Below are 16719 nucleotides of genomic sequence, written 5' to 3'. Positions count from 1 at the left end.
GAGAGTTTTGTGTCGCGTGCTGCTACATGAAAGGTTGTAGAATTTAGTTTAAGCTAGCAATCGATCGACATCGATGCTAAAACCGATCAGGATTTGTTGGGTGCTGGCGGTATCGCCGGATCTAAATGTCAATATTTGATTTTGAGTCATCACGAATATTAAACGACTTTCGGGAAAAACTAACCAGACTTCCTGACAGCTAGATTCTAAATATTCCTGTGCTTTGAGAAAGACATCTTCAGCGATATCGGTGGGTGAAACTATTTCGGCAATTAAAGGGAAACTTTGGGGTAAAGTGGCAAGATTGCCAAATTGTGCAACTAATTCGGGTGTGAGATAAGCGACATCGGGGCGACGAATTTGTCGGTTAGTGCGGCAAGGAACCTCGACATAAGCCTCTCCACCTTGTCCGCTAGAATTTTTGTAATCTTCCCAAGAATTCCCCAGTCTCAACTGAATTTTACCCGTCTTTAGTGTCATGCCATTTTTCTCCACAAGTTTGCCGTCTACAAATTCCATGTTGTCGGGCGGCTCGGTGATGAACTCTTCTAAAGTAAAATTATCCTGTACAGCAGTAGCAGTGACCATAGTCATTTCCTCGTTTTTACAAATCGGTTTCAGAACTTGCCTGTATGATGTTCGATCAAACCTTCACCAATGGCGCAAACTCCTCTAACTTCACTTGTAAGTCATCCACCAGCATTAAACGATACCTTTCGGTAGTTTTCAACTTGTGGAGAACATAACTAGCAAACTCATCTCGCCACTTTTTTCTATCAAGTTCATTCGAGATATTCAGCGCTCTGATTGATAGGTTGTAAGGGTATTCTTCAAAGTTGAGCTCTTTATCATTTTCAAAATCATGCTTTCCTACTGTAAGAGTGATTGTTGAGTTGCGAAACTCATACCAGTTGTCTATGCCATCAGAAACCAGCTCTAATTTAAGAGCCAATATAAACTCTAATTCTTTGATTAAATGCTCGATTTCCTGTGGAAAGTCTACAAAAATATCTAGTGTGCGAGACATAAAAACCTCCTTTATTGAAACTCAGTAAAAGTGATGTCATAGATATCGCCAATAATTCGGACGCTATCAATTTTTCCGCGTGTAATATTTTTCGCCCTCTGCAAACCTCGTTCAGCCTCAGCCTCTATCAACCCAGACACCCTAGCATCTATAATTATATCCCTAGCTTGTCCCCCTCGTCTAATCGAGTTGTTGATCTGATTTTTTACTGTCGCGCTTGTAGCACCGGCATCTAGACTTTTGAATTCAGTGCGTTTTCCATCTACCTCAGCATCGGGATTTCTACCTCCATCGGTTTGTTCTACCAAGGCTTTAACATTTTTTCCCTCTCTTTCTAGAAATTCAGCAATCGCTCTTTCGGTTTCACCAAAAGCTCTTTCTGATTCATCAATACTGCCACAATTAGCCGAATTTTGCTTAGGGGTTTGGTTAGTCCCGTTATTCACCATTTTTGGTTATTTAAAATTTGGATGCCATCGCACATTATGAGCCAAGTCACTTGAGAAAAAGAACCGGGTTTCTCACTTAGTCAATACAATGATTCCTCTCCCATCAGGTTCTACTATTACCTTAATATTAACACTATCTCTAGTTCCTTCAATTTGCCATCTTACGGGATTACCAGCAAAGAAGTTACTTAAACTTTTAGCAAAGACTTAAGATAAGTATAAACTCTGAAACAATAAATTCTCTTTGATTTTCTGACAATTAATGGCACTTTTGCAAGAAGCATACTATTAATAGTATGACCGGTAAAGACGATAACTTTATTCCATAACCATTGTAAAATAAAGTTGGTACTCAGAATACAATGATGGCACATTAAATGGATTGACGGAGTAATTCTAGCTCTTTCTTTATTAAGCTGATATTATCAATTTTTGATATTCTCTCAATTTCTGATTGCATCTTCTGCATCTTCTTCTTACCTTTTTCTATCCCTTTTTTATAATTCGGATCGTCGAGCATTTTCTTAACTTCGTTTTCAAACTTATTTAGAGTTGCATACTCTAATTTAGGGTCTTGATTCCTTTCTCTATATTCCTCATACTCTTCCTCAGCTATTTTTATCTCTTTATACTCTTCTTTCTCAAGGATTTCACAAATATCATCAGACTCATAAGTTACATTTTCTTTATATCTTACAAAACATCCTTCTGTGTTTTCTTGATGGGAAAGGTAAGGCATGATTTCAACAATCCTGAATATCTTGTTTTCTGTTGAAGATAAGAGACATAAAGAACCTTCGGGAAAATCCGCTTTCGCTTCCTCTAGAGTTGTGGGTGACGAGTGAAACCAATCTATCTTCTCCCTATCATTAACTAGATTAGTTGCCTTGGCAAGAAGAACACTATCAGTCAGGACACCTAGTTTAATGAATTTACCAGGTCTCGGTTCAGATTGATTTACAGGCGTAGAGTTTTCTTTAACGGGAATTTCGGGATCTTCATCTTGATCTTGACGAGACTGTTTATCCTTATATTTCTTATCCTGACATTCTTTATGTTGTATTTTATATCTCTCAATTTCTTGATCCCAATGATAAGATCGATTATTAATAATATATTTATCTGATAAACAATCAATCAATTTTTGTGTTAATTCTAAGTTGTCGATGCTAATACATAATTCTCCCTTACCTTTAAAACCAAATTTGGTTAGATTAGATGAACCTATGATCGAATAACCTATCTGAGTCTGAGAACCTTTCTTGTTACGACCTAAAAAACAATAGGCTTTGATATGAAATCCATCATTTTTAGGGCATATGAAACTAATTGGTTGAGTCTTAAATTTATTTTGATTTTGCTCTTTGACGAAATCTAAAATTTTTTGTATATCAATAGGCTTATTAATATCATAAGTTTTTTTGCCTATAGCAACCACAACTTCCGTATTTTCATTTAAAGACTCGTGTGAAATAATTTCTTTTACTTTTTCCACCCCATACTCACTAACAAAAGCAGAAAAAATATAAATTTTATCCCAAGAAAATTGTTGGAAATCATCTAAGAAAAACTTGATTTTATTTTCTAAGTTTTCTTGGTAGTCGCACAAAAACTGATAATTCATTGTAAATTCCTTCAACTAATTGACATAAAACTTTTTAGGTAAAATGTAAACCACAATTTGATTATCTTCCCTAAAACTGCGCGATCGCACCTAATAAAGTTGACTAAAAACATAATCAACCAACTCAATCAAAGCCTACTTCGACTCCGACGGCGGGAACCCACCAAACGCATAACCGCAGACTGAGCGGACTTAGCCTGTAATTCCCGCGATCGCCTGGGATGTTTGAAAGGTTACTCATGGGCTTAACAAGGGATAGAGAGGGAAACGCATGGAGAAATTATAACTGTTGCTGTTGAGCTTGTACCAATTTTTTGAATGTTTGTGGCGAGTAATTCCTGTAGGGGCAATCCCCCCGTGGTTGCCCCGATCTTTCGGGCGGGCACGGGGGCACCGCCCCTACAGGGGGGGCAGGAGTTTATGAGAGTTACGCACAGCAAAGAAACCGGGTTTTTCACTTAGTTAAAGGCTGGGCGTGCAGTATTGTCGCAAAAAAACCCGGTTTCTAATCACCCGTCTTTCAGTCCTAATTTAGAAATGTTCTAGCAGAGATTTCTCTTGTGCATAAACCTTTCGCAGCGACTCCAGCCCGATCGCCCCCAACATCAATTTAATCACCCCCACCAATTCCCCCCACTCCAACAATTCAGAAACACAAACAGCTTTCTGAAATCTCGCCGCATAAAAATCCACCCAAAAATCCGGCGCGTGTCTCTCTTTCTGACTCGCCATCCGGCGCTTCCAATAACCAAAATCTAAACCAGAGGGCGATTCCACTCCCAAAACAGGCGGAAAGTCGGCATAACTGACAAACCGACTCATGCCTTTGGCGTGCACGTACAGGATATGCGCCCAGCACTCGAAGCGATATATTTGTTCTACCTTGATTTTCAGCAGCCGCGCGATCGCCTCTTTCGTCACAAACCGGCTCAATCTGTGTCTGGGGGTTGATTTTGGTCGAAAGCTTGCTAACATGGTTGATACATCCCACTTGATGGGAATTTTCAATGGTTGATACATCCCACTTGATGGGAATTTCAGATGGTTAATAAATCCCAGTTGATGGGATTTGAACTTTGATAGGCGATCGTCTTTTAGTTTTCCAGACGTTGGGGCGATCGCTTTTTACATTACAAGTTTATGACTTATATTAGTCAAAAGTCAAGAGGTTATGGGATTAATTAAGTTGCGGGTTCGAGAATTTGCTGCCGAGAAGGGCTGGACGCTGAAAGAAGTTTCAGAGCGATCGGGCGTAGTCTACAGTACCCTCAGAACCTATGCCCGATCGCCTGGATTAGCAACAGTTGATGTGACAGCCTTGCACAAGTTGGCAAGGACTTTTGATTTGTCGATCGAAGATTTGTATGAAATTGTGCAGGAATAGTCGATCGCTTTTACGAACTAATTATCCACTCAATATTATTCGACAGTTGCTAGCATCTGATTGACAGACTCACCCTGTTGTAGTGCTTCCCAATCAGATGTAACAGGTTGGTAAGAACAGTAACACACCACAATTCGCTCCTCAGTATCGGAAGCAAAAAACTGCTGAACGCGAGTAACTACCCAATCTCCATCTTTCCCGTGGGTGACTCCATTACCGGGGTCAGATAGATTTTCATAATCGCGGGTTTTGTCCCCTACTTGAGGAATTTCTGGGTTTTCTTCCCAAGTCCAATTTTCCCAAAGTATATTAGTGAGACCGCCCCTCGGCATAAGCTGACGTTCTTCCCAGCCCGGAGCACTCATGCTTTCGGTTTTGTAGACAATCCAGATTTTTTTTGCCATTTTTCCTCCCTTTCCTTTAATCTTGGTAATCTTGCCACATATCCTGAAACGAGGTTTGTTCCCCCTCAAACACGCAAGCCACATCAGGGGGGGTGTTACGAGTCACTCGGATTTCTTTTAACCGCCAGTGGTATTTTTCGCCCATCTTTTCACAGAGTTCGGGATCTGTAACATGGTGTACGTTTTCTGGCTTTGGATTCGGTACGCGATCGCTCCTCACTTCAGACTTCCCTTACAGTTTAAAAACTAAATGTCTTGCCCTGTATGCGATCGCTCCACCACTGCACACAGCAGCTATGTGTTGTTTTGGTTTTGACTTGCTTCTATTTTTGGTTGCTCAGCCTTCATGACATATTGCTCCATAAATTCCAGCAAAACATCCCTCATATTTTTACCGTCCCTAGCAACAGCCGACTTAAATCGGTTCCGCAGCTCCGGCGGCATTTCTACTCTAATAGCCACAGTCTTGTTTTCATCCATACAGGCTCAAGGCTTTACAACATATACATTTTGACATTTTTATGTAGTTTGCCTAAAAACCAGCTTTTTGCATACAGGTGCATTGTTTTAACTATATGCCCTAGTGCATACTAATGCAATAGTGCAATAAATGCCGTTTTCCGCGAAAAACGCTACAGAGCGTTAATTTAAGTCATTTAGGTATCATTTACGCTCATAAACCCGGTTTCTGCAAAAAATCTTGAGTTTGGCTTTGTTAGTACATTGTGGTCAATTGTAACAACTTTATAAATAAAAAAAGCGCCTGAGTTCCCCCAGACGCATAGCATAAAATCAACAAATTGTCAACTCTAACCTAACCATTCAAAGCCTCAGCACCGCCGCAAACTTCCAGGATTTCCTGAGTAATTGCTGCTTGCCGCGCCTTGTTATAAGTCAGTGTCAAGCTACCGATCAAATCGCTAGCATTCTCACTAGCATTGTTCATCGCCGTCATCCGCGCTGCCAACTCGCTAGCAGCAGACTCTTGCAAAGCCCGCAGCAATTGGTTGTTCAAATACAAGGGCAAAAGAGCCTCCAGAATTTGCGCCGGATCTTGCTCGAAAATCATGTCTCTGGGCAAGCTCTTAGTAGGTGAAGCAACCTTCTCGCGCGATACTTGAAACTGTCCGCCTTGCGATGTCAAGCGGAAGATTTCATCATCAGGAGTTTCCAAACCTTGGGGGTCGAGGGGCAGCAAGGTTTGAATTACCGGACGCGAACTAATTAGCGACACAAACTTGGTGTAAATTAGCTCAACTCTGTCCACAGTTCCCGACAGGAACAAAGAAAGCAATTCGTCAGCAATTTGTGCCGCTTCCGGTGCTGTGGGAATTTGTTCTAAGTTAGCGTAAGTAGCATCGATCGGCTGTTCGCGGCGCTGGAAATACTGAGTAGCTTTGCGTCCTACCAACACGTATTTGTAGTCTAAGCCTTCAGCTTTGATTTCCTTAGCGCGATTTTCGGCGTATCTAATGATGTTGCTGTTGTAGCCGCCGCACAAACCCCGATCGCCCGAAACTACCAACAGTCCCACCGATCGCACTTCGCGTTTTTTCAGCAGCGGCAAATCCAGGTTTTCAAACTGCAAGCGTTCCGCCAAACCGTATAATACCTCTGCCAGTCGATCGGCAAAAGGCCGAGTAGCAGTCACCTGTTCTTGAGCGCGGCGCACCTTTGCAGCGGCCACCAAGCGCATTGCTTCTGTAATCTTTTTAGTGTTCTTGACCGACTTAATGCGATCGCGAATAGTTTTCAGATTTGCCATAACTTTCTCCTTACATCCTTGCCCGCATCTTCTTAATTAAAACCGCAGATTAACGCAGATTAACGCAGATTAACTTCAGATTATCTACGTTAATCCGCGTTCATCTGCGGTTCAAAATTCCTACTTGTCTACTACGCAGAAACTAGAAAACTTTGCTTGTATTCAGTGATGCCTTCTTTCAGCAGCTTCTCAGCTTCATCAGTCAAGGCTTTTCCGCCTTGAACAATTTCGCCGTACTTCGGCTTGCTAGTCCGCAAATAGTCGCGCAAACCAACAGTAAACTTGCTGACTTTTTCCACTGGGATGTCATCCATATAGCCGTTAATACCGGCATAGATTACAGCCACTTGTTCGTTCATCGGCAGAGGCGAACTTTGGGGCTGTTTCAACAGTTCCCGCAAGCGCTGACCGCGCGACAATTGATTCTGAGTAGCTTTATCCAAGTCAGAAGCAAACTGAGAAAATGCTGCCAGTTCTTCAAACTGTGCCAGTTCCAATTTCACCTTACCGGCTACTTTTTTCATAGCCTTAGTTTGAGCCGCCGAACCTACCCGCGATACCGAAATACCGGGGTTTACTGCCGGACGCAAACCAGCGTTAAACAAGTCAGAAGAAAGGAAGATTTGACCGTCGGTAATCGAAATTACGTTCGTCGGAATGTAAGCAGAAACGTCACCAGCTTGGGTTTCGATAATTGGCAAAGCAGTCATGCTGCCTTCGCCCAAATCGTCGCTCAATTTAGCAGCGCGTTCTAGCAAGCGAGAGTGCAGGTAAAACACGTCTCCGGGATAAGCTTCGCGACCGGGAGGACGGCGCAGCAACAAGGACATTTGGCGGTAAGCTTGTGCTTGTTTGGAAAGGTCATCGTAAATGACCAAAGTGTGCTTGCCTTTGTACATGAAATACTCGGCTAAGCTAGCACCTGTGTAGGGAGCCAAGTATTGCAGGGTTGCGGGGTCGCTAGCGTTGGCTGCTACTACGATCGTGTAGTCCATCGCGCCCTTTTCTTGCAGGACGTTGACGATGTTAGCTACTGTAGAAGCTTTTTGACCGATCGCCACGTAAACGCAGATCACGTTTTCCGATTTTTGGTTAATAATCGTGTCGATCGCGATCGCAGTTTTACCAGTTTGTCTGTCACCGATAATCAGTTCCCGCTGTCCTCTTCCCACCGGAATCATCGCATCAATAGCGGTAATTCCTGTTTGCATGGGTTCGTAAACAGAACGGCGAGAAACAATCCCCGGTGCCGGAGATTCAATCAAGCGAGATTCAGTAGTTTTAATTTCTCCTTTGCCGTCAATCGGACGCGCCAAAGCATCAACTACCCGTCCCAACATTGCTTCACCCACGGGGACTTCAGCAATTCTGCCAGTAGCAGTAACTGCCGAACCTTCTTGAATGCCGAGGCCTTGGCCCATCAACACTGCACCCACGTTATCTTGTTCGAGGTTCAGTGCAATACCCACGGTGCCGTCGGCAAATTCTAGCAATTCCCCAGACATGGCTTTATCCAAGCCATAAATCCGGGCAATGCCGTCGCCTACTTGCAGAACAGTACCGACGTTAGAGACTTTTACGTCTTGGTCGTACTGTTCAATTTGCTGGCGAATAATGCTGCTAATTTCGTCAGGTCTGATTGCTGCCATGTCAGTTATTATTTGTCAGTTGTCAGTTGTTAGTTGTCTGTCGATGTTTTCGGCAAGAAAGAATAGGGATTTGGTAGTAAGATTTTGGGACTAACAACTCAAAAACAGAAATTAATTTATTCCTGCTTCCTGTTTTATTCTTCCTTCTTCCTTTTTCCTGCTTCCTTCTTCCTTCCTCCTGCTTCCTTAAATCAGGAATTCAAGCGAATTCCTAGACGGCGCAATTGTCCCCGCAGGCTGGCATCAATTACTTGAGAGCCTACTTTGATTACCACACCGCCGATTAAATCTGCGTCTATTTTGGTTTCAATTTCTACTTGACTAGCGCTGGTCATCGCCTGCACTTTCTCGCGAACAGTCTGCTGTTGAGCGTCTGAAAGCGGGACTGCCGATGTAACTTCAGCCAATACTGTTTGGTTTAGTTCTCGGAGCCTTGCCAAGTATTGTTTGCCAATTCCTTCTAAAAAAAGAATTCTTCCTTTGTCTACTAATAGCTTCAGAAAGCTGTGCATCAAGGGGCTCATTTCTTCACCCGCTATTTGCTGAATCACGGCTTTTTTAGCATCCGGTTTTACCAGCGGATTGGCTAAAAATTGACGCAAGTCTTCCGAACCTTCTAGCAGGCTCAGCAAGGAACGAATGTCTTCGCCGAACTTCTCTGAGAGATTGTTGGACTGAGCCAGTGACATCAAGGCAGATGCGTAAGGCTGTAAGACTTCTGTGCTGACTGTACTCACGTTTTAGCCTCCCAGTAACGCAATGCTGCGATCAATTAATTGGTGTTGAGCGCTGTCGTCCAAGCTAGTTTTTAGCTGGCTTTCCACCTTTGCTAATGCCAGAGATACAACCGCCGATCGCAGTTGGGCGATCGCTCTTTCCCGCTCCGCTTCCAACTCTTGACCTGCTGTTGCTCTCATGCGTTCAACGTCTTGCGCTGCCTGAGCTAGAATTGCTTCTTTTGCTTTCTTGGCAGTTTCTTCAGCAGCGGCACGAATTCGTTCCGCTTCTGCTTGCGCTTGAGTCAATTTTTGCTGTTGCTCTGCTAGAGCTGCTGCTGCATCTTTTTGGCGTTTTTCTGCTTCTTGAATCGCCTCTTGGATGGCCGAACGCCTCTCTGTCAGGATTTTACCTACAAATCCGCGCCCGAAATAAAACAGCACTGCAATAATAATGACCAGGTTAATCAGGTTGGTTTCTAAAATATCGAAATTTAAACCGAAACCACCTTCGCCGCTAGCTTCTGTGGCTAGCAATAAAACAGTCCCCATGATACTCTTCCATAATTGCGCGTGCAGATTGGGTGAAGCGATTTTAGATTTAAGATTCCATCAAAAATCTAAAACTCTTCGGTCTCGCTATTTGGCCAGCGACTGCCCTAATAGCTTTTCGAGAATTTGGCCGCTGAGCGCGTCTACTTGTTGTTCTAGTGAGCGCATTGCTTCTTGCTTTTGCTGCTCTATTTCTTGCCCAGCCTTTTCTCGCGCGACTTGAGCTTCTTGTTGAGCCTCAGCTACTTTTGCTGCCCCAATTTTTTGGGCATCAGCTTGAGCTGCTGCAATTACTGATTGAGACTGTTTCCGAGTTTCTCCCAGTTTTTGCTCGTACTGCTGCGCTAGTTGCTGAGCTTTTGCCAAGCGTTCTTGCGCGGAGACTTGAGTGTTGCGAATGTAATCGGCGCGATCGTCAATTGACTTGCTGAGCGGCTTGTAAAAAATTACATTCAAGACTGCGACTAGAATTAAAAACTGCACCGCCATCAGAGGCAGCGTAGCATCTATATCAAACAGTCCCCCTTCCTTAGCCGCTTCTTCAACTGCTAGTAATACTGTCCAGTGCATCATGATTTTTTGACGGCTTCCATCTAATTCGCTTAATCGATTTTAGATTTGAGATTTTGGATTAGAATCGCCAAAACCTCAAATCTAAAATTTCCAATTATTATGCGAAGGGGTTGGCAAACAGCAGCACTAGGGCTACGACCAAACCGTAAATTGTGAGCGCTTCCATGAACGCCAAACTCAACAGCAAGGTGCCGCGAATTTTACCTTCTGCTTCCGGCTGACGGGCAATCCCTTCTACAGCCTGACCTGCTGCATTTCCTTGACCGATGCCAGGGCCGATTGCAGCTAAACCTACTGCCAAAGCGGCGGCAATTACGGAAGCGGCAGCAACTGTTGGGTTCATGATGATTTTCCTTATCTAAAGTACAAAATTGAGAACAGATAGTCTACAGAATTGTCCGATTTAACGGGAGGAAGTTTGAGCTCAGAATTTTTCTTTTTCCTCCTTCATTCTTCGCCGTTTATCGTTAGTTAATCGTGGTGTTCTTCGCCGTGACCGCCTTCTAGAGCTTCACCTATGTAGGCTGCGGCTAAGGTTGCAAAAATCAAAGCTTGAATTGCACTGGTAAATAGTCCCAGAACCATCACTGGCAGAGGAACAAATAAAGGCACTAGCAACACTAGCACTCCGACCACCAATTCGTCCGCAAGAATGTTGCCAAACAAACGGAAACTTAGGGACAGAGGCTTAGTGAAATCTTCTATGATTTTGAACGGCAACATGAAAGGTACCGGTTCAACATAGTGGGCGAAATACCCCAAGCCGCTTTTGCTGAGACCTGCATAAAAATATGCTAGAGAAGTCAGCAGTGCAAATGCTACCGTCGTGTTGATGTCAGCGGTAGGAGCTCCCAATTCGCCTGATGGCAGCTTAATCAGCTTCCAAGGAATTAGAGCGCCAGACCAGTTTGACACAAAGATGAACAGAAATAATGTACCAATAAACGGTACCCAAGGGCGATATTCTTTTTCCCCAATTTGGTTTTTAGCCAAGTCCCGAATAAATTCCAGCGCATACTCCATAAAATTTTGCATTCCGCTGGGAATTCGCTGGATTTTGCTGGTTCCTAAAATCGAAACTACGACTAAAACAGCAATTACAAACCACGAGGTTAGAAAAACCTGTCCATGAACTTTCAGATTGCCGAGTTGCCAGTACAACTGCTGGCCCACTTCCAATTTGGCGAGGGGGAAACGATTAAAGGTGTTTAGAACGTCAAGCATTGCCATTCAACGGGCTTCCCCATACAAATCGATGAGTTGAGTTTTGCTCTTCTTACCTGACTTACCTGTAATCTAGTGCTAATGCACTTCGGATCACGTAAACCATCAGCGCAGCTTTGTAAGTCAGAAATCCCAAAAATATCGGTAAAATCTGTAGCTGATTCCACTGTGTTCCTACTATCATCACCGCGAAAAACAAACCGAGCCTTGTCTTGCTGATGCGTTGATTTTGGCTGCCGATTCGTTCAACGTCTCTAGCCAACATCTTTAAGTAAACCACACCTGTGACCGCCCCAAGCAAATAATTCAGGGCAATGTTGAGGGAGTAAAAAATCCAAACGGAGATAAAAATAATCGCCGTAAAAGCAAGGGTGTACGCCAACAACTCTTGTTGGAGGCGATAAAAGTCTTGCATGGGATTCGTTGTCTCGGACGAGACTGTCGAGACTGTTGAGACTGTGCCAGCTTGAGGAATATCCTCGGTTGCTGGTGTGGGTTCGGTGGGTGTGTTTTGCGTGTTCACGAAGCTCAGAAACTAATGCAGGTAGCAGGCGAGTGCTTTGCAAACTCAGAAAAATAATACCACGCTGCGGTAACAATACTTAAAATTAAATTAATCATACTTGTCGGAATTGGGTGTCTGGCGCTTCGGAAACCTCAAGCCGTTAAATGTCCGATCGACCTCACCCTACCTCTCCTACCGCCAGACCGCACTTGGTTACACATTGTTCTCCTGATTCTCACTAATTAAGCCTCACTTAGTGAGATGGGACAGAGACCGATCGCCCGAATCGATGAGGTAACTCTCCCTCGTCTGCCTCTGCGCGCTTCAAGAGTTAATTCTAATTCGATCTCATTCAATAACCTTAAACTCTTGAAGCGCCGGGAGAAAGTTTTTATTCTCGTGGCTCGATCGACTAAGCTTAATCAAAGCAAATCGCTGTAGCGGCTGCAAACTCGCCCACTGGGCCAAAGAAATTGTCACGCCGAGCTCTTGCGCTTTTGCTGAAACCGACTCCGGTACAGTTGCAGCATCCATCCAGGGGGGATTTTCATCAACCGCCAAATCAGTTCCCGGTTTGCCTGTCTGTTGAATTAATACTTGGTTTAGCTTTTCTCGGTAATCAATAATTTCTGCTTCTGTCAAGCAAGGTAACTCTACAAGACTTTGCCGTTCTGCTTGGTTGAAATGATTCCAATCCTGCAACTTCAATTTAATGCCGCAAGTATCTAATTTGAGACGTACTTGCATCGGAATGCAGCGTAAAGCTTCGACAAAATCAGCTTCAAATTCAAAGAATGTCATAGATGTATAGACTTGCAAACTAGATTTTTTTTATTAACCGCAGAGGGCGCAGAGAGCACAGAGTAAGAGAAGAGAGAGAAATCGATGCAGGTTTTTTGCTTTCTATCAATAATTGCAGAAAATGCGATCGCCATTTATAATTAAATAATATTACAAACTATTGACATGGATACCGTAGACTACCTTCGGATTAGCTTGATAGACCGCTGCAACTTCCGCTGTCTCTACTGTATGCCGGAAGGTAGCGAGTTGGACTATGTATTGCAGCAGCAGTTGTTAACTCACTCGGAATTGCTAACTCTGCTGCGGGAAGTTTTTATACCCGTGGGATTTACCAAGTTTCGCTTGACAGGAGGGGAACCGCTGCTGCGGCCTGGGGTGGTGGATTTGGTGAGGTCGATCGCCTCGATGCCCGAAACGCGAGATTTGTCAATGACAACTAATGGTTTTTTGCTGGCGGGAATGGCGGAAAATCTCTACAATGCTGGTTTGCGCCGGATTAATATTAGTTTGGATTCCTTGGAACCGGAGACTTTTGATAAGATAATTGGCAGTCGGGGACGATCGCGATGGACGCAGGTTTGGGAGGGAATTCAAGCGGCTTATCAAGCTGGATTCGACCCGCTGAAGCTGAATGTTGTGGTAATTCCCGGTGTGAATGACAGCGAAATATTGGATTTAGCGGCGTTAACAATTAACCGGAATTGGCACGTTAGATTTATTGAGTTTATGCCGATCGGCAATGGGGATTTATTTGGCGATAAAGGTTGGGTAGCTTCGGCCGAATTGCGGCAACAAATTAGCGACAAATACGGGTTAGCCGAGTCGGGAGTGCGCGGAAATGGGCCGGCGGATGTGTTTCAAATTCCGGGGGCGAAGGGCACTTTAGGATTTATCAGCCAAATGTCCGAGTGTTTTTGCGATCGCTGCAACCGGATGCGTTTGTCTGCTGACGGGTGGCTGCGGCCTTGTCTGCTCAACGAAACTGGTCAAATTGACTTAAAAACTGCTTTACGGAATGGGGTGTCTACAGGCGAATTGCGCGATCGAGTGCGGCAGATATTGGAGATTAAACCGGAGATTAATTTCAAACAGCGAGATTCGGGAACTACTCAAGGAAATTATAGCCGCACCATGTCTCAAATCGGCGGCTGAACTAACCGACATAGAGCGCTGAAGAAATAAAATACTTAAGGCAATACTTGAGTATAATTGTCACAGTATTCGATTCTCAACAAACTCGATGACCATCAAGCCGATTCGGTGGGTTGGCCCTGCCCGCGAAGAAATCCAATCTCTTCCTGAAGATGCCCGAAAAGAAGCCGGTTTTTCACTTTGGAATCTCCAGCAGGGCATACAACCACCAGACTTTAAACCGATGTCGATCGTAGGTAAAGGCGTTGAAGAAATTCGGATTCGGACAGAAAATGCCTATCGGGTTTTCTATATTGCTAGATTTGAAGAAGCTATTTATGTGCTCCATGCCTTCCAAAAGAAAACTCAGAAAACAGCTCAGAAAAATATCGAAGTTGGGCAGAAACGCTACCAAGATTTGTTACAAAATCGTTTAAACTCAAGAGAACCGGAACAATGAGCGAAAATACTATTACCCAAGCAGTCGATAATATCTTTCTAGACCTCGGATTCTCATCTGAAGAAGCTGATAACTTACTAATCCGATCGCAACTAATTCTCGCCCTGACTCATCAGATTAAAGAGCGCGGTTGGACTCTCGATCAAACGGCTCAACATCTCCAACAGTCCAACGATCGAATCAAAGCTCTAACTCAAGGTAAAATAGGGCAGTTTTCCGTTGACAGTCTGATTGCAATGCTCAATAAAGTAGGTATGACTGTCAAAGTCGAAATTTGCCCCAAGGTAGCTTAGGTGAAAATTATGCAATTTGGCGCATTCTACAACTGAAACTCTCCTCCCAAAACTTGTCCAGCCGTTAAATTCAACTGCGGAAATGTTGGAGAAACAAGTGTTTGTTCCCCTTGAAACATCCCAACTTCGACATACTCACCCGATTCTAGTTGAAGTACGGCTACAATTTGCTCTTGAGGGTCAACAATCCAATACTCAGGGATACCCCGCGCCGCATATTGGGCTCGTTTGCTAATGTAATCGCGATCGCGCCCAAGTCTACCTGGACTAACAACCTCGACAACCAACTGAGGAGGTGGCATAGTTTGGGTGATGGTTAGCCTGGTTGCTGTCAGCAAGATGTGTTCGGGGCGCAAAACCACCAAATCTGGGTAGCGGTTAGCTGCGTCGCCCTCCCGCAGGATCGGAACTTGGATTTCGCACATATGTGTTCTGATCAGCCTCAGTGGGATGAACCCGCTACTAGCCAGAGTGAATAGTAGATAGTTAGCAATGAAATTGTTGGGGCCCGATTCTGGTGGCAATGTTACTAACTCTCCATCAATTAATTCGTAGCGGTTGTCGGTGTCGTCCTCATAGGTGAGGTACTCTTCAAAGGTAAGTTTCTGTTTGTGGGCTTGTGTCATCTTTTACCTTCCAGAATTGCTATTGTTATTAAAATGTTTACACATCCGAGGGAAGCGGCCGCCGCAGTGATTGTAGTTGAATTAACAAGCTGGGCAGCACTGTTTCAATTATTTGATTATGCTGTTGCTGTAGCTTGTACTGGCGCACCTCTGCCTAACTTTTCCCAATCGGGTGTCACAGGCTGGTAAGTGCAATAACATACAACAATTCGTTGGTTGGTATCAAAGGATGAGAATTGGTTGATACTGGTGACAACCCAGTCGCCATCACGTCCATGAGTGATGCCGCTGCTTGTTTCTGGTTCCATTTGAGCATACTCCCGAATGCGATCGCCTACTTGGGGCAACACGCCAGAACTGTCCCACTCTTCATGTAGGATATCTGTTAAAGAAGTCCCCGGCATCAACTGACGGTTTTCCCATCCAGTCGCGTCCATAGACTCCGTTTTATAAACAATCCAGGTTTCATTCGTCATTGTTGGTTTCTGCTATATACAACATGGTTTCCTGCTATGACAATACCAGTATACTCTCTGCTTCTCTATCTCCAAACTGACTAATGATGTCGATTTCATCTCGCAGAATTTGAACAATTTTAGATGTTGAGCAATTGCCAACACGGAGATAAATAAATTTGGGAGGATGACCGTAAAGTAAACTCCGTTGATGAAAATCCGAATCTTTGGAAACAATCACAAAATCATTTGCCTTTGCATATTCCCAAATTTCTGCATCATCAGTATTTGTCAGTCCTAGGGTCTTGACATGAGCAGAATCGGGATACAAACCGATAATTCTCTGAAGAATTCGGTCTGAGAGGTTTTCGTCCAACAGTAGTTTCACAGGGATGCCACAAATAACTTTTTTTCACGATCTGCGGCAAAAGCAAGGCAGGCTTTGATGTCTGCCGAAGTTAATTCTGAAAAATCTTCCAGAATTTCTGCTTCCGTCATGCCACCGGCGAGATATTCTAAGATGTCGTAGACGGTGATTCGCATTCCCCGAATACATGGTTTGCCACTGCGTTTTCCCGGTTCAATTGTGATGAGGTCGTGGTAGTCCATAAAGCAATATTTTGTACTAATAATCGCAATTATAGCTGCAAATAATCCTGGTTTGTTTAGGTCGGGATTTCAGGTTTGAGCAAGTAGGGAGAAAAAAAGAACCCTGACGTTGAAAGTAGCCAAGGCGGATCAGTTTTCTCATGGTCTGCGGCAAAAGCAAGACAGGCTTTGATGTCTGCCGAAGTTAGTAGGGTTTTCCACCAATAAGACTCCAAAATTGGCGGCAGTCCGATCGACACGGGGCGATCGGCTGCGACTGTTGAGAGGCTGCGACACTGGGGGGCGATCGGATGACTCCGAGGTGATCGGACGGCTGGCAAGTCTGGCACGATCGGAGCGGTCGCACGTCTGGCGCTTGTTGGCACGTCTGGCACGGTCGCAGCGGTTGGAGCGGTCGGAGCGGCTGGCACTGTTACAGGTCTTTATGTAAAGAGTTGATGTTTAAGTATCTTTACGGTAGACAGGGAAT

Annotated in this window: 26 protein-coding genes; 4 read left to right on the top strand and 22 right to left on the bottom strand. The window is 44.2% G+C overall.

What is annotated here, in order from left to right:
• Positions 1-48: 48 nt before the first annotated feature.
• The 5 genes from Q5691_RS12735 to Q5691_RS12715 all read right to left on the bottom strand — a co-directional run bounded on the left by Q5691_RS12735 (position 49) and on the right by Q5691_RS12715 (position 4120).
• Entirely contained in the window at positions 49-588 is a 540-nt protein-coding gene (locus tag Q5691_RS12735; protein ID WP_333345097.1) for a Uma2 family endonuclease, read from the bottom strand.
• A gap of 55 nt (positions 589-643) precedes the next feature.
• Positions 644-1027, bottom strand: a complete 384-nt coding sequence (locus Q5691_RS12730) for a hypothetical protein (RefSeq protein WP_333345083.1) — start codon at positions 1025-1027, stop codon at positions 644-646.
• A gap of 11 nt (positions 1028-1038) precedes the next feature.
• Entirely contained in the window at positions 1039-1476 is a 438-nt protein-coding gene (locus tag Q5691_RS12725; protein ID WP_333345081.1) for a CdiA C-terminal domain-containing protein, read from the bottom strand.
• A gap of 373 nt (positions 1477-1849) precedes the next feature.
• Entirely contained in the window at positions 1850-3100 is a 1251-nt protein-coding gene (locus tag Q5691_RS12720) for a phospholipase D family protein (protein ID WP_333345079.1), read from the bottom strand.
• Positions 3101-3631: 531 nt separating this feature from the next.
• The gene (locus Q5691_RS12715) at positions 3632-4120 is read right to left on the bottom strand and encodes a hypothetical protein (protein WP_333345077.1); all 489 of its coding nucleotides are present in this window, start codon (positions 4118-4120) and stop codon (positions 3632-3634) included.
• 151 nt (positions 4121-4271) lie between these two features.
• Between Q5691_RS12715 and Q5691_RS12710 the strand changes: the two genes are divergently transcribed.
• Positions 4272-4484: a helix-turn-helix transcriptional regulator gene (locus Q5691_RS12710; protein ID WP_332958465.1), complete on the top strand. Its 213-nt coding sequence runs from the start codon at positions 4272-4274 to the stop codon at positions 4482-4484.
• A 35-nt stretch (positions 4485-4519) separates the two neighbouring features.
• On the opposite strand, the gene Q5691_RS12705 is transcribed toward Q5691_RS12710, so the two are convergent.
• From Q5691_RS12705 to Q5691_RS12650, 12 genes are all read right to left on the bottom strand, one after another.
• Entirely contained in the window at positions 4520-4888 is a 369-nt protein-coding gene (locus Q5691_RS12705) for a hypothetical protein (protein ID WP_333211095.1), read from the bottom strand.
• 16 nt (positions 4889-4904) lie between these two features.
• Complete coding sequence (locus Q5691_RS12700) at positions 4905-5108, bottom strand: hypothetical protein (protein WP_333050416.1); 204 nt, start codon at positions 5106-5108, stop codon at positions 4905-4907.
• Positions 5109-5182: 74 nt separating this feature from the next.
• Positions 5183-5368: a copy number control protein gene (locus tag Q5691_RS12695; protein WP_190657378.1), complete on the bottom strand. Its 186-nt coding sequence runs from the start codon at positions 5366-5368 to the stop codon at positions 5183-5185.
• 334 nt (positions 5369-5702) lie between these two features.
• The gene (locus Q5691_RS12690; protein ID WP_006631110.1) at positions 5703-6653 is read right to left on the bottom strand and encodes a F0F1 ATP synthase subunit gamma; all 951 of its coding nucleotides are present in this window, start codon (positions 6651-6653) and stop codon (positions 5703-5705) included.
• Positions 6654-6784: 131 nt separating this feature from the next.
• A complete protein-coding gene (atpA, locus tag Q5691_RS12685) occupies positions 6785-8302 on the bottom strand; it encodes a F0F1 ATP synthase subunit alpha (protein ID WP_333037344.1) in 1518 nt (505 codons plus the stop codon).
• A 191-nt stretch (positions 8303-8493) separates the two neighbouring features.
• The gene (atpH, locus tag Q5691_RS12680) at positions 8494-9039 is read right to left on the bottom strand and encodes an ATP synthase F1 subunit delta (RefSeq protein WP_333037345.1); all 546 of its coding nucleotides are present in this window, start codon (positions 9037-9039) and stop codon (positions 8494-8496) included.
• Positions 9040-9042: 3 nt separating this feature from the next.
• The gene (locus tag Q5691_RS12675; RefSeq protein ID WP_190740265.1) at positions 9043-9570 is read right to left on the bottom strand and encodes a F0F1 ATP synthase subunit B; all 528 of its coding nucleotides are present in this window, start codon (positions 9568-9570) and stop codon (positions 9043-9045) included.
• Between the two features lie 87 nt (positions 9571-9657).
• Positions 9658-10143: a F0F1 ATP synthase subunit B' gene (locus Q5691_RS12670; protein ID WP_006631106.1), complete on the bottom strand. Its 486-nt coding sequence runs from the start codon at positions 10141-10143 to the stop codon at positions 9658-9660.
• 97 nt (positions 10144-10240) lie between these two features.
• The gene (atpE, locus tag Q5691_RS12665) at positions 10241-10486 is read right to left on the bottom strand and encodes an ATP synthase F0 subunit C (RefSeq protein ID WP_006631105.1); all 246 of its coding nucleotides are present in this window, start codon (positions 10484-10486) and stop codon (positions 10241-10243) included.
• A gap of 128 nt (positions 10487-10614) precedes the next feature.
• Positions 10615-11373: a F0F1 ATP synthase subunit A gene (gene atpB / locus Q5691_RS12660; protein ID WP_242717111.1), complete on the bottom strand. Its 759-nt coding sequence runs from the start codon at positions 11371-11373 to the stop codon at positions 10615-10617.
• 55 nt (positions 11374-11428) lie between these two features.
• Positions 11429-11890, bottom strand: a complete 462-nt coding sequence (locus Q5691_RS12655) for an ATP synthase subunit I (RefSeq protein ID WP_333037348.1) — start codon at positions 11888-11890, stop codon at positions 11429-11431.
• 330 nt (positions 11891-12220) lie between these two features.
• On the bottom strand, positions 12221-12673 hold the full coding sequence (locus Q5691_RS12650) for a nitrate reductase associated protein (protein WP_333162170.1): 453 nt from the start codon (positions 12671-12673) through the stop codon (positions 12221-12223).
• A gap of 165 nt (positions 12674-12838) precedes the next feature.
• Here Q5691_RS12650 and moaA point away from each other — a divergent pair, with 165 nt between their 5' ends.
• The 3 genes from moaA to Q5691_RS12635 all read left to right on the top strand — a co-directional run bounded on the left by moaA (position 12839) and on the right by Q5691_RS12635 (position 14560).
• On the top strand, positions 12839-13828 hold the full coding sequence (gene moaA, locus Q5691_RS12645; protein WP_333345074.1) for a GTP 3',8-cyclase MoaA: 990 nt from the start codon (positions 12839-12841) through the stop codon (positions 13826-13828).
• A gap of 88 nt (positions 13829-13916) precedes the next feature.
• Positions 13917-14267, top strand: a complete 351-nt coding sequence (locus Q5691_RS12640; protein ID WP_333345072.1) for a type II toxin-antitoxin system RelE/ParE family toxin — start codon at positions 13917-13919, stop codon at positions 14265-14267.
• The gene (locus tag Q5691_RS12635) at positions 14264-14560 is read left to right on the top strand and encodes a helix-turn-helix domain-containing protein (protein ID WP_242717105.1); all 297 of its coding nucleotides are present in this window, start codon (positions 14264-14266) and stop codon (positions 14558-14560) included. The genes Q5691_RS12640 and Q5691_RS12635 overlap by 4 nt, the downstream gene beginning before the upstream one ends.
• A gap of 26 nt (positions 14561-14586) precedes the next feature.
• Here Q5691_RS12635 and Q5691_RS12630 read toward each other — a convergent pair whose 3' ends face one another.
• From Q5691_RS12630 to Q5691_RS12610, 5 genes are all read right to left on the bottom strand, one after another.
• Positions 14587-15186, bottom strand: a complete 600-nt coding sequence (locus Q5691_RS12630) for a Uma2 family endonuclease (protein ID WP_333345071.1) — start codon at positions 15184-15186, stop codon at positions 14587-14589.
• A 116-nt stretch (positions 15187-15302) separates the two neighbouring features.
• Entirely contained in the window at positions 15303-15662 is a 360-nt protein-coding gene (locus Q5691_RS12625) for a hypothetical protein (RefSeq protein ID WP_333345069.1), read from the bottom strand.
• 34 nt (positions 15663-15696) lie between these two features.
• Positions 15697-16029: a DUF5615 family PIN-like protein gene (locus Q5691_RS12620; RefSeq protein WP_333113875.1), complete on the bottom strand. Its 333-nt coding sequence runs from the start codon at positions 16027-16029 to the stop codon at positions 15697-15699.
• The gene (locus tag Q5691_RS12615) at positions 16026-16250 is read right to left on the bottom strand and encodes a DUF433 domain-containing protein (protein WP_333102785.1); all 225 of its coding nucleotides are present in this window, start codon (positions 16248-16250) and stop codon (positions 16026-16028) included. The genes Q5691_RS12620 and Q5691_RS12615 overlap by 4 nt, the downstream gene beginning before the upstream one ends.
• 56 nt (positions 16251-16306) lie before the next feature.
• Entirely contained in the window at positions 16307-16660 is a 354-nt protein-coding gene (locus tag Q5691_RS12610; protein ID WP_333345068.1) for a hypothetical protein, read from the bottom strand.
• Positions 16661-16719 lie beyond the last annotated feature (59 nt).

It is taken from the genome of Microcoleus sp. w1-18aA5, assembly GCF_036701705.1.
Classification (GTDB): domain Bacteria; phylum Cyanobacteriota; class Cyanobacteriia; order Cyanobacteriales; family Microcoleaceae; genus Microcoleus.
This window is presented reverse-complemented; position numbering and strand designations above follow the sequence as displayed.